This is a genomic window from Bacillus sp. A01H (genome assembly GCF_045277205.1).
GTDB lineage: Bacteria > Bacillota > Bacilli > Bacillales > Bacillaceae_G > Bacillus_A > Bacillus_A paranthracis.
The window spans coordinates 90001-102633 of sequence record NZ_CP117702.1 but is presented as its reverse complement, the minus strand read 5'-3'; the positions used below and the strand labels follow the sequence as shown (position 1 = coordinate 102633).

The following is a 12633-nucleotide window of genomic DNA, read 5'->3' as shown; positions in this document are numbered from 1 at the left end:
TCTATAATTGTACACCAAAAAAATGTGATTATCCATCTTACGAATTAAAAACCATTATTTTTTCTGTAATAAAACAACTGCTTGAGAAGCAATTCCTTCTTCTCTACCTGTAAATCCTAATTTTTCTGTTGTTGTTGCCTTTACATTGATATTATCGATAGACGTTTCTAATAGCTCACTAATGCGTTTGCGCATACTTTCAATATGTGGTGCCATTTTTGGCTTTTGAGCAATAATTGTACAATCTAAATTCCCTAATTCATAACCTTGTTCACGCACAAACTCCCAAACCTTTTGCAATAATACAGCTGAATCAGCATCTTTAAAGGCAGGGTCTGTATCAGGAAAATGTTTCCCAATATCTCCTGCTGCAATTGCACCTAAACACGCATCCGCGATTGTATGTAACAATACATCTGCATCAGAGTGACCGATTAATCCTTTCTCATGTGGAATTGTAATTCCGCCAATAATTAACGGTCTACCTTCCGCGAATTCATGCACATCAAAACCTTGTCCAATTCGAAACATTTTTTACATCCTCCTCGAGCTAAACTACTGAGCTTTATGATTCTATATTATATCGCTATCCTTATAAAGAAAAGCCCGGCCTTTGCCGAGCTTCTCTTCGCTATAATCATTGCTATCATTTCTTTTGAACGTGAAGAAAACTTTCAGCAATTAGTAAATCCTCTGGGGTCGTCACTTTAATATTATAGTAACTCCCCTCTACTACACCTACTTGCTTCCCGATACGTTCTACGAGACTTGCATCATCTGTACCAAGGAAACAACTCTGCTTCGCACTTCTATGAGCTTCTAACAAAAGAGAAACAGAGAACCCTTGCGGTGTTTGAACAGCTTTAAGTTGAGATCTTTCTACCGTTTCGACAACAACACCCTGCTCTACTTTCTTAACAGTATCTTTCACTGGCACCGCACAAATGGAAGCTCCATATTTTTCTGCTGCAGTTAATACATCTTGGATCACTTTATTCGTTACGAACGGGCGCGCACCGTCATGTACAAGAACATACTCAACATCACTTGTATGCTGAATCGCATTATATACACTATCTTGTCTTTCAGCTCCACCTTGAATAAATTGTACTGGCTTTGCAACCGGATACTTTTGCATTAACTCTTCAAAATACGGACGCTCTTCTTCGTTAATTGCCATAATAATATTTTTACATGCTTTATCCTGTTCGAAAGCACGTAACGTATGCACAATAATCGGTACTTCATTAATAAGTAAGAACAACTTATTTTTGCCAGCACCCATCCGCTTTCCTTGACCAGCTGCTGGAATAATTAATGTATACATATTAATAATCCTCTACTTATAATGCTTTTTCTAATAATTTACGTTTGGCAAAAATCATGCGCCCAGCCGACGTTTGTAACACACTCGTAACGAGTACATCGAGTTGTGAGCCTACATATTCTCTACCATCTTCTACTACAATCATCGTGCCGTCATCTAAATATGCTACACCTTGATTTTGTTCTTTTCCATCTTTTACAACATACACACTTAATTCTTCACCTGGGAGTACAACAGGTTTAATTGCATTAGCTAAATCATTAATGTTTAACACCGTTACCCCTTGTAATTCAGAGACTTTGTTTAAGTTGAAGTCATTCGTTACTACCGTTCCACCAGTGATTTTCGCCAACTTTACAAGTTTGCTATCCACTTCCTGAATATCATCGAAATCGCCTTCATAAATTTCTACCGGGATCGGCATCTCTTTTTGAATACGATTTAAAATATCTAATCCTCTGCGACCACGATTACGTTTTAAAGCATCAGAAGAATCGGCAATGTGCTGAAGTTCTTCTAACACGAATTGCGGAATGACAATTGTTCCTTCTAAAAACTTTGTTTGGCAAATATCAGCAATACGTCCATCGATAATTACACTTGTATCGAGAATTTTCCAATGCGCTAAAGATTCTTCTACCTCATTTTCTGGTTCTTCATTCTCACTATTATTATTTTTCTTCTTCCCACGTTGTGGTAATGTAAATAATCCTAGCAATTCATTCCTCTTTTTAAACCCTACTTGGAATCCTAAATATCCTAGTAAAAGAGTAAAGAACACTTGCAACACTGTACTAATAACTGGAATTGTAAATTCACGAATTGGTATTAAAATTAAATACGCAACAATAAGCCCAGAGATTAAACCTAATGTACCAAACAAAACATCTGCTACAGGCGCTTTTACAAGAGCCTCTTCAATATGCTTAATAAGTTGAACAATATAATCTACAAGCCAAAATGTTGTTAAAAATAAAATAATTGCACCAATAATTGCACGAACATACGATCCTTCCAATAAAGGAACGGCACCGATGTCTAATACATTAATAACTTTTGGGATTAAGTAAATCCCTAACGCTCCCCCGATTACTAAAAAGAAGAGCTGTACAATCCGTTTTAACATCCAACCACCTCCTACTCATTATTAACCATTGTTTCGCTAATCAAAACGCCGAATGCAAAAGCGGACGTGTTTTTTTATAAATAGTTTTATTTACCAATATATCATATCATATACCAAAAATGTTCTAGTGTCGTTATATTATGGAATCAATGTAATATTCTTAATTGTGTCTACTCATATAGAGATGCTCTTGAATTCTTTTTAGGCCTTCTCGTATTTTCTTCGCCCTGACTTCTCCAATTCCTTCCACATCATCTAATTCATTAATAGTTGCACGACAAACACCTTGCAAAGTTTTAAATCGATTAATTAAATTTTCAATGATAAGTGGTGGAACACGCGAAATTTTGCTTGTGATTCGGTATCCTCTCGGCGTCACACTTTCTTCTAAACTCGTTTGTCCTGGGTATCCAAGCAATTTAACTAAATCACTGTCCTCTAGAAGTTGTGTATTCGCAAGTTCTTGTAACTTTTTCAAAATTTGATGATGGTCTTGTGTTTTTTCTTGATAGTAATCTTTAATTAATAGCGCTGCCTCTGCTTCTAAGTCGGCTAATAGTTCCGTAAGTTGTAAACGAATTAACCTACCTTCTGTTCCCAATTCATGAATATAGCTCAATATTTCATTTTTAATACGTAGTACCATTTCAACACTATGTAAAACATGGACTACCTCGGACATTGTAACAACCTCTTCAAATTCTAGAATGCCCAAATTCGTAATCCCATCATTCCATACAGCCTTATATTTTTCTAACGTTTGGATAGCTTGATTCGCCTTTGTTAAAATAACGCCTATATCTTTTAGTGTATAACGTAAATTCCCTTGATATAGCGTAATTACGTTACGTCTTTGTGAAATAGCCACGACAAGGCTGCCTGTCTGCTTTGCTACACGCTCCGCCGTTCGGTGGCGCATACCTGTCTCAATAGAGTCAATAGATGACTCTGGAACTAACTGTGCGTTCGAAATCAAAATTTTACTTCCCGTTTCATTTAAAATAAGTGCCCCATCCATTTTTGCTAATTCATATAAACTAGCTGGAGAGAATGCACAATTAATATGAAAACCTCCATCAACAATACTTTTAATCTGCTCATTATATCCAAGAACAATTAATCCCCCTGTTTGTGCGCGAAGTACATTATCTATCCCTTCGCGCAGTGGTGTTCCCGGGGCCACAAGTTGTAAAATATTAATCATACTTTTGACACGTTGCTTGTTTTCTTCCATAGCCTAGCCTCCTAATGTCAAACGAAGTGCTTCTCCTAAATTAGATACACCAACTACCTCAATCCCATCTGGAATTGTCCATCCTCCCAAATTTTTTCTAGGAATAATAGCGCGTTGAAATCCTAATTTAGCTGCTTCTTGTACACGTTGTTCAATTCTTGATACCCTTCTTATTTCTCCAGTTAATCCTACTTCTCCTATTACTGCATCGGTTGGTGCCGTAGATTTATCTCTAAAACTTGAAGCTATACTTAAAGCGACAGCTAAATCAATTGCTGGTTCATCTAACTTCAAACCACCTGCTACTTTTAAATATGCATCCTGATTTTGCAATAATAAGCCTGTTCTTTTTTCTAGCACTGCCATAATAAGCGATACACGGTTATGATCAATTCCCGTTGCCATTCTTCGAGGGTTTCCAAAACTAGTAGGGGAAATTAATGCTTGTATTTCTACTAAAACTGGTCTTGTTCCTTCCATTGAGGCAACCACTGTTGATCCTGCAACCCCAACTGGTCTTTCCTCAAGAAAAATTTCAGAAGGGTTTAATACTTCTGCAAGGCCAAGCTCTTTCATTTCAAAAATACCCATTTCATTCGTAGAACCAAAACGATTCTTTACTGCTCGCAAAATGCGGTATGTATGATGACGGTCTCCTTCAAAGTAAAGAACTGCATCGACCATATGTTCTAACATACGAGGTCCTGCAATCGCTCCCTCTTTTGTCACATGTCCAACGATAAAAATAGGGATTCCTTTCGTTTTTGCAAGTTTCATTAATTCCGCTGTACATTCACGAACTTGTGCCACACTTCCCGGTGCTGATGTTACTTCAGGTAGATGTATTGTTTGAATAGAATCAATAACAACAAAGGCTGGGTTCACCTCTTCAATATGTGTTGCAATTCGCTGTAAGTCCGTCTCTGATACAACAAATAGATTACTACCATTTACATGTAAACGATCCGCACGCAGTTTAATCTGTTTTGCTGATTCTTCACCCGATATATATAGGACATCATATGAAGAATCCGCTAATTGTGATGATATTTGTAATAGTAACGTTGATTTTCCAATCCCGGGGTCTCCACCAATCAGTACTAAGGATCCATCTACAATCCCGCCACCAAGTACACGGTTAAATTCTTGAAATTTTGTTTCAATACGCGCCTCAGACTTTGTTTCCACTTCTGTTAGACGTCTTGGTTTTGTTACTTCTGTTTGAATTGCATTCGCATAATTAAGGCGCCTTGATGATACAACCGGTTCCATCTCTTCAACAAGCGTATTCCATTGACCACATCCAGGGCATTTCCCCATATATTTTGGTGACTGATACCCACACTCTTGACATGTGAATTTTGTTTTCTTTTTAGCCATATCGTTTTATATCTCACTTCACTTTCATCTATAAACAATTTATCCTTATCGTACAAGAAAGAGGGCTATCTCGTAGCCCTCTTAGTTTGTCTATACTTATTTTACCTTTTCAGCACTATGAATGACAAATGATTCTCCTTCAACATCAAAGATAACTTTTTGTCCTTTCTCAATAGCACCTTTTAAAAGTTCTTCCGATAGTCTATCTTCTACATGTTTCTGAATTGCTCTACGAAGCGGACGAGCACCGTACTCTCGGTCAAACCCTTTATCAGCAATAGCCGAAATCGCTCCTTCTGTTAAATGCAATTCAATTTCTTGCTCTTTTAAGCGATTTACTAACTGATTTACCATAAGTGTTACAATCTCTTGAATATGTTTTTTCTCAAGCATATGGAACACGATAATTTCATCAATACGGTTTAAGAATTCTGGACGGAATGCCTTTTTCAGTTCATCCATTACTTTACCTTTCATATCTGAATAATCGCGGCTCTCATCTTGTACGTTAAATCCAAGATGTTTATTACGTTTTAACGCTTCTGCACCAACGTTAGATGTCATAATAACAATTGTATTACGGAAATCAACTGTACGCCCTTTAGAATCTGTTAAGCGACCATCTTCTAATACTTGTAGTAAAATGTTAAACACATCAGGATGAGCTTTCTCTACTTCATCTAATAAGACAACTGAATATGGCTTACGGCGAACCTTTTCTGTTAATTGTCCACCTTCTTCATATCCAACATATCCTGGAGGAGATCCAACTAAACGAGAAGTAGAATGCTTCTCCATGTACTCAGACATATCGATGCGAATCATTGCATCCTCATCACCGAACATAGATTCTGCCAACGCTCTTGCTAGCTCCGTTTTACCTACACCTGTTGGTCCTAAGAAAATAAATGAACCAATCGGACGTTTCGGATCTTTCAAACCTGCTCTAGCACGACGAACAGCTTTCGCCACAGCTACTACCGCTTCATCTTGACCAATAACACGATCGTGAAGAATCGATTCTAAGTTTAATAATTTATCAGTCTCTGTTTGTGCAAGCTTAGAAACCGGGATACGAGTCCACGTAGAAACAACATTTGCAATATCTTCTACTGTCACTTCTGAGTTTTCTTTTCCTTGTTGCTCTTTCCATTGACGCTTCGTATCTTCTAACTTCTCACGTAAACGTTGTTCCATATCACGTAAGGAAGCAGCTTTTTCAAACTCTTGACTTTGTACAGCTGCATCTTTTTCTTTTCTAATTTCCTCAAGCTTCACTTCAAGCTCTTTTAGATTTGGTGGTGTTGTATAAGAGCGTAAGCGAACCTTTGAAGCAGCTTCATCAATTAAATCAATTGCTTTATCTGGTAAGAAACGATCTGTAATATAACGATCTGAAAGCTTTACAGCTGCATCAATTGCATCATCTGTAATAGATACGCGGTGATGTGCCTCATAACGATCGCGTAAACCTTTCAAAATTTGAGTTGATTCATCTAAACTTGGCTCATCAACGTGAATTGGTTGGAAACGTCTCTCTAAAGCTGCATCTTTTTCAATATATTTGCGATATTCATCTAACGTTGTCGCTCCAATACATTGTAATTCCCCACGAGCTAAAGATGGTTTTAAAATGTTCGATGCGTCAATAGCACCTTCTGCTCCACCTGCACCAATTAATGTATGAAGTTCATCAATAAATAGAATGATATTTCCTGCTTGGCGGATTTCATCCATTACTTTCTTCAAACGGTCTTCAAATTCACCACGGTATTTCGTTCCGGCTACCACTGTACCCATATCTAGTGTCATAACACGCTTATCTCTTAAAGTTTCAGGAACTTCATTATTTACGATTTGTTGTGCTAATCCTTCTGCAATTGCCGTTTTACCTACACCAGGCTCCCCAATTAATACAGGATTGTTTTTCGTTCTACGGCTTAAAACTTCAATTACACGTTGAATTTCTTTACCACGTCCAATAACAGGGTCTAAACGATTTTCACGTGCAACAACTGTTAAATCACGTGCTAAGCTATCAAGTGTTGGTGTATTTGCATTTGTTGAAGAACCACCTTGATGACCTGAACTTGCTTCATTACTTCCAAGAAGTTGCAATACTTGTTGTCTTGCCTTATTTAAGCTAACACCTAAGTTATTTAAAACACGTGCTGCTACCCCTTCACCCTCGCGGATTAAACCAAGTAAAATATGTTCTGTTCCAACGTAAGAATGACCTAATTTACGAGCTTCATCCATAGACAGCTCAATAACCTTTTTAGCACGCGGTGTATAATGTACGGTTTGAGAAGCTTCTGTTCCGCGTCCAATTAACGCTTCTACTTCTTTTTGAACTTTCTCCGGGCTTAATCCAAGAGCAATCAACGCTTTTGCTGCAATTCCTTCACCTTCGCGTACAAGCCCAAGTAAAATATGTTCTGTTCCAATATTGTTATGCCCAATACGAATCGCTTCCTCTTGAGATAAAGCTAATACTTTCTGTGCTCTTTCTGTAAATCTTCCAAACATCATAGAAATCGCCTCCTACTTGCGCTTAGTTTTTTTCAATACGTAATCGCTCACGGATTAAGGTTGCTCTTCGATAATCTCTTTCTTCTGGCCCTAAAGGTCCTCCCGCATATTGTTGTAAAATGCCTGGTTGTGTAAGAACCATTAGCTCAGTCAAAATATTTCTCGATATACCTTTTATATATCCTAAATCAATACCAAGTCGTAAATCTGATAAGCAATTTGCTGCTTCCGCAGATTGAATTAAACGACTGTTGGCTAGTATGCCATAAGAGCGATAAACTTTATCTTCAAGCTCAATACTTGAATTTTGTACAATTAATTCTCTAGCCATCTTTTCTTGCTGTATGATTTGTTGAATGACACTCTTTAAATCTGCAATAATATCTTCTTCAGATTTTCCTAGCGTCATTTGGTTTGACACTTGAAATATATTACCTAACGCTTCGCTACCTTCACCGTATATTCCTCTTACTACTAACCCTAATTTTTGAATTACTTGTATAATACGGCTAATTCTTTTCGTTAAAACGAGCCCTGGTAAATGGATCATTACGGAAGCCCTAAGTCCTGTACCAACGTTAGTAGGGCAGCTCGTAATATATCCAAGTGATTCATCAAAAGCATATTCAACCTCTTTCTCAATCCAATTATCTATTTGATTGGCACTTTGAAGTGCCTCTGATAACTGCAATCCTGAAAATAAGCACTGAATCCGAATATGGTCTTCTTCATTCAGCATAACACTAATATGTTCGTTTTCTGACAATAGACACGCTCCATATTCTGTTCCTGCAAGGTTGGGACTAATTAAATGCTTTTCAACTAATACTCTCCTTTGAAGAGGCGTTAATTCATTCATTTTTAATAGTTCAAACTCTCCAAAAGGTTCTACTGTTTTATTTATAAATTCCTTTTTAAATAATTCTTGAATCTGTTTAGCTTCTTCTTCGTTTTGCATAGTAGAGAATTGATATTTTTTAAAATTACGAGCCAAACGAATTCGACTACTTAAAACAATATCAGAATCAGGGCCATCTCCCTTCATCCATGGACTAATCGCTTCATTCATAATTTTGTCCAGTGACATAGAACTATTCCCCCTCTCTATGCTCACTAAGCTGAGTTTCAATATTTCTAATTTTATCCCTTACTCCAGCAGCTTTCTCAAATTCCTCTTTCTGTACGTATTGTTTCAGAATGAGTTTTAGTTCATCTAATTCTTTCTTTAAGTGAATATTTCCTTCTATACGCTTCGGAATTTTTCCACAATGATCTGTATGCCCGCCGTGAAGACGTTTTAATAACGGCTTTAAATGTTCCTTAAATGTATCGTAACAAGAAGCACATCCAAAGCGTCCTACCTTTGTAAGTTGCTCATATGTCATTTTACAATTTGGACATCTTAATATATTTGTGTTCGAAAATCCGCTTTTTTCTTCTTCAAACATTGTTGATTCACCGTGTAATAACCCAGCAAATAAATCATGGAATGAAAAGTTAGACTGCGATGATTGAAAGAAAGACGTATAGCCACTTTGTTCTGCACATTGCTCACAAAGATGAACTTCCGCCTTCTTTTCGTTAATTACTTTTGTATAATGTAAAGTTGCTGGTCTTATATTACAGTTTTGACAAGTCATCACTATCCCCACCTTTACAACAGGAACGATCTATCTCATAGTACTTTTCATACATTACTAGACTGTTCACTTTCCTTTATTCGTTTACATAAAAGTGCGTGTTCTTTTTTCAAAACTTCTACAATATTTAACTGCCTTATCTTTTAGTTATTATTCTTTTACAAAAGCTGTATTTATTTATATTTCAGTGTTCTTAACATTGCGCATAATATTCGAGCCCTAAGTTCATCTCGAGAAGGAACATCCATTGATAATACAGAACGATCTAGTACGCTTAACATAAGTTTAGCTTCACGATTCGTTATGATTCCCTCTTCTATTAAACGTATAATCATACTCTCTGCATTTCCTTGCGCAACGCTATGATCAATCATATGAAGCATTTGATCAATAATGTCTATATCGTCATGCAGTTTGACTTTTATAATGCGAATGTAACCTCCTCCACCACGTTTACTTTCTACTACAAATCCTCTTTCTAACGTAAAACGGGTATTGATCACATAATTGATTTGAGATGGTACGCACTCGAATCGATCCGCAATCTCATTTCTCTTGATTTCAATCACATTATTATTACTTAAGTCAATAACTTGCTTTAGATATTGCTCAATGATATCAGATATATTTCTCATTTATCCGCCACCTTTATTGACTTTGACTATCTTTGACTTTAATTATATACGTATTAATAAAATTTGCAACTCTTTTGCTTATTTACTATCCTAGCCACATTCCCCTGTATTTAATCAAAATAATAATTATTTAAATACATTTTTTATTACTATGGATTATAAAAGAAAACACGAAAAAACACGAGTCATTTGACTCGTGCTTAGTTGCTTGGCGACGTCCTACTCTCACAGGGACAAGGTCCCAACTACCATCGGCGCTAGAGAGCTTAACTTCCGTGTTCGGTATGGGAACGGGTGTGACCTCTCTGCCATCATCACCAAACTATGAAGGCATATTCCTTCAAAACTAGATAACATTGCTACATATTATATGGTTAAGTCCTCGATCTATTAGTATTCGTCAGCTCCACATGTCACCATGCTTCCACCTCGAACCTATCAACCTGATCATCTTTCAGGGATCTTACTAGCTTACGCTATGGGAAATCTCATCTTGAGGGGGGCTTCATGCTTAGATGCTTTCAGCACTTATCCCTTCCGCACATAGCTACCCAGCTATGCCCTTGGCAGAACAACTGGTACACCAGCGGTGCGTCCATCCCGGTCCTCTCGTACTAAGGACAGCTCCTCTCAAATTTCCTACGCCCACGACGGATAGGGACCGAACTGTCTCACGACGTTCTGAACCCAGCTCGCGTACCGCTTTAATGGGCGAACAGCCCAACCCTTGGGACCGACTACAGCCCCAGGATGCGATGAGCCGACATCGAGGTGCCAAACCTCCCCGTCGATGTGGACTCTTGGGGGAGATAAGCCTGTTATCCCCGGGGTAGCTTTTATCCGTTGAGCGATGGCCCTTCCATGCGGAACCACCGGATCACTAAGCCCGACTTTCGTCCCTGCTCGACTTGTAGGTCTCGCAGTCAAGCTCCCTTATGCCTTTGCACTCTACGAATGATTTCCAACCATTCTGAGGGAACCTTTGGGCGCCTCCGTTACACTTTAGGAGGCGACCGCCCCAGTCAAACTGCCCACCTGACACTGTCTCCCGGGTCGATAAGACCCGTAGGTTAGAATTTCAATACAGTCAGGGCGGTATCCCACCAGCGCCTCCACCGAAGCTAGCGCTCCGGTTTCAAAGGCTCCCGCCTATCCTGTACAAACTGTACCAAAATTCAATATCAGGCTACAGTAAAGCTCCACGGGGTCTTTCCGTCCTGTCGCGGGTAACCTGCATCTTCACAGGTACTATAATTTCACCGAGTCTCTGGTTGAGACAGTGCCCAAATCGTTACACCTTTCGTGCGGGTCGGAACTTACCCGACAAGGAATTTCGCTACCTTAGGACCGTTATAGTTACGGCCGCCGTTTACTGGGGCTTCAGTTCAGAGCTTCGCTTACGCTAACCCCTCTCCTTAACCTTCCAGCACCGGGCAGGTGTCACCCCCTATACTTCGCCTTACGGCTTCGCAGAGAGCTGTGTTTTTGCTAAACAGTCGCTTGGGCCTATTCACTGCGGCTTTCCGTTAAGAAAGCACCCCTTCTCCCGAAGTTACGGGGTCATTTTGCCGAGTTCCTTAACCAGAGTTCTCTCGCACACCTTAGGATTCTCTCCTCGCCTACCTGTGTCGGTTTGCGGTACAGGCACCTTTTATCTCGCTAGAAGCTTTTCTTGGCAGCGGGGAATCAAAGACTTCGCTCCATAAGGAGCTTCCCCATCACAGCTCAGCCTTTACGATAAGCGGATTTGCCTACTTATCAGCCTAACTGCTTGGACGTGCACAACCAATCGCACGCTTCTTCTATCCTTCTGCGTCCCTCCATTGCTCAAACGATAAAGAGGTGGTACAGGAATATCAACCTGTTGTCCATCGCCTACGCCTGTCGGCCTCGGCTTAGGTCCTGACTAACCCTGAGCGGACGAGCCTTCCTCAGGAAACCTTAGGCATTCGGTGGACGGGATTCTCACCCGTCTTTCGCTACTCATACCGGCATTCTCACTTCTAAGCACTCCACCAGTCCTTCCGGTCTGACTTCACTGTCCTTAGAACGCTCCCCTACCACTGATACCATTCGGTATCAATCCGCAGCTTCGGTGGTGTATTTAGCCCCGGTACATTTTCGGCGCAGAGTCACTCGACTAGTGAGCTATTACGCACTCTTTAAATGGTGGCTGCTTCTAAGCCAACATCCTAGTTGTCTAAGCAACTCCACATCCTTTTCCACTTAATACACACTTTGGGACCTTAGCTGGCGGTCTGGGCTGTTTCCCTTTTGACTACGGATCTTATCACTCGCAGTCTGACTCCTAAGGATAAGTCATTGGCATTCGGAGTTTGACTGAATTCGGTAATCCGATGAGGACCCCTAGTCCAATCAGTGCTCTACCTCCAAGACTCTTACACTTAAGGCTAGCCCTAAAGCTATTTCGGGGAGAACCAGCTATCTCCAGGTTCGATTGGAATTTCTCCGCTACCCACACCTCATCCCCGCACTTTTCAACGTGCGTGGGTTCGGGCCTCCATTCAGTGTTACCTGAACTTCACCCTGGACATGGGTAGATCACCTGGTTTCGGGTCTACGACCACGTACTAAACGCCCTATTCAGACTCGCTTTCGCTGCGGCTCCGCCTCTTCAGCTTAACCTCGCACGGGATCGTAACTCGCCGGTTCATTCTACAAAAGGCACGCCATCACCCGTTAACGGGCTCTGACTATTTGTAGGCACACGGTTTCAGGATCTCTTTCACTCCCCTTCC

9 protein-coding genes and 2 rRNA genes (1 of these 11 only partly in view) are annotated in these 12633 nt (G+C 39.8%); all 11 read right to left on the bottom strand.

The features are described from left to right. Window positions 1–54: 54 nt before the first annotated feature. Entirely contained in the window at window positions 55–531 is a 477-nt protein-coding gene (ispF, locus tag PSR14_RS00550; protein WP_000488386.1) for a 2-C-methyl-D-erythritol 2,4-cyclodiphosphate synthase, read from the bottom strand. A gap of 115 nt (window positions 532–646) precedes the next feature. Further along, on the bottom strand, window positions 647–1327 hold the full coding sequence (gene ispD, locus PSR14_RS00545; protein WP_000288304.1) for a 2-C-methyl-D-erythritol 4-phosphate cytidylyltransferase: 681 nt from the start codon (window positions 1325–1327) through the stop codon (window positions 647–649). A gap of 16 nt (window positions 1328–1343) precedes the next feature. After that, window positions 1344–2453 (bottom strand): PIN/TRAM domain-containing protein, encoded by a 1110-nt coding sequence (locus PSR14_RS00540; RefSeq protein WP_000919684.1) that lies wholly within the window; start codon window positions 2451–2453, stop codon window positions 1344–1346. A 160-nt stretch (window positions 2454–2613) separates the two neighbouring features. Beyond that, window positions 2614–3687 (bottom strand): DNA integrity scanning diadenylate cyclase DisA, encoded by a 1074-nt coding sequence (gene disA, locus PSR14_RS00535; RefSeq protein ID WP_000392171.1) that lies wholly within the window; start codon window positions 3685–3687, stop codon window positions 2614–2616. A gap of 3 nt (window positions 3688–3690) precedes the next feature. Then, entirely contained in the window at window positions 3691–5067 is a 1377-nt protein-coding gene (gene radA, locus PSR14_RS00530; RefSeq protein ID WP_001085212.1) for a DNA repair protein RadA, read from the bottom strand. Between the two features lie 96 nt (window positions 5068–5163). Then, window positions 5164–7599, bottom strand: a complete 2436-nt coding sequence (gene clpC / locus PSR14_RS00525) for an ATP-dependent protease ATP-binding subunit ClpC (RefSeq protein WP_000971179.1) — start codon at window positions 7597–7599, stop codon at window positions 5164–5166. Window positions 7600–7621: 22 nt separating this feature from the next. Continuing rightward, complete coding sequence (locus PSR14_RS00520; protein WP_000050825.1) at window positions 7622–8686, bottom strand: protein arginine kinase; 1065 nt, start codon at window positions 8684–8686, stop codon at window positions 7622–7624. Between the two features lie 4 nt (window positions 8687–8690). Next, a complete protein-coding gene (locus PSR14_RS00515) occupies window positions 8691–9239 on the bottom strand; it encodes a UvrB/UvrC motif-containing protein (protein ID WP_000128381.1) in 549 nt (182 codons plus the stop codon). A gap of 173 nt (window positions 9240–9412) precedes the next feature. Continuing rightward, the gene (gene ctsR / locus PSR14_RS00510) at window positions 9413–9874 is read right to left on the bottom strand and encodes a transcriptional regulator CtsR (RefSeq protein WP_001244563.1); all 462 of its coding nucleotides are present in this window, start codon (window positions 9872–9874) and stop codon (window positions 9413–9415) included. A 206-nt stretch (window positions 9875–10080) separates the two neighbouring features. Then, window positions 10081–10196, bottom strand: a 5S ribosomal RNA gene (gene rrf / locus PSR14_RS00505). A gap of 48 nt (window positions 10197–10244) precedes the next feature. Then, window positions 10245–12633 (bottom strand): 23S ribosomal RNA (locus PSR14_RS00500); it runs 534 nt beyond the window's last position.

Bases quoted from the DNA above. Each gene is read 5' to 3' on its own strand.
- disA (WP_000392171.1), bottom strand. From the start codon at position 3,687: ATGGAAGAAAACAAGCAACGTGTCAAAAGTATGATTAATATTTTACAA.
- clpC (WP_000971179.1), bottom strand. From the start codon at position 7,599: ATGATGTTTGGAAGATTTACAGAAAGAGCACAGAAAGTATTAGCTTTA.
- ctsR (WP_001244563.1), bottom strand. From the start codon at position 9,874: ATGAGAAATATATCTGATATCATTGAGCAATATCTAAAGCAAGTTATT.
- radA (WP_001085212.1), bottom strand. From the start codon at position 5,067: ATGGCTAAAAAGAAAACAAAATTCACATGTCAAGAGTGTGGGTATCAG.
- ispF (WP_000488386.1), bottom strand. From the start codon at position 531: ATGTTTCGAATTGGACAAGGTTTTGATGTGCATGAATTCGCGGAAGGT.
- PSR14_RS00520 (WP_000050825.1), bottom strand. From the start codon at position 8,686: ATGTCACTGGACAAAATTATGAATGAAGCGATTAGTCCATGGATGAAG.
- ispD (WP_000288304.1), bottom strand. From the start codon at position 1,327: ATGTATACATTAATTATTCCAGCAGCTGGTCAAGGAAAGCGGATGGGT.
- PSR14_RS00515 (WP_000128381.1), bottom strand. From the start codon at position 9,239: ATGACTTGTCAAAACTGTAATATAAGACCAGCAACTTTACATTATACA.
- PSR14_RS00540 (WP_000919684.1), bottom strand. From the start codon at position 2,453: ATGTTAAAACGGATTGTACAGCTCTTCTTTTTAGTAATCGGGGGAGCG.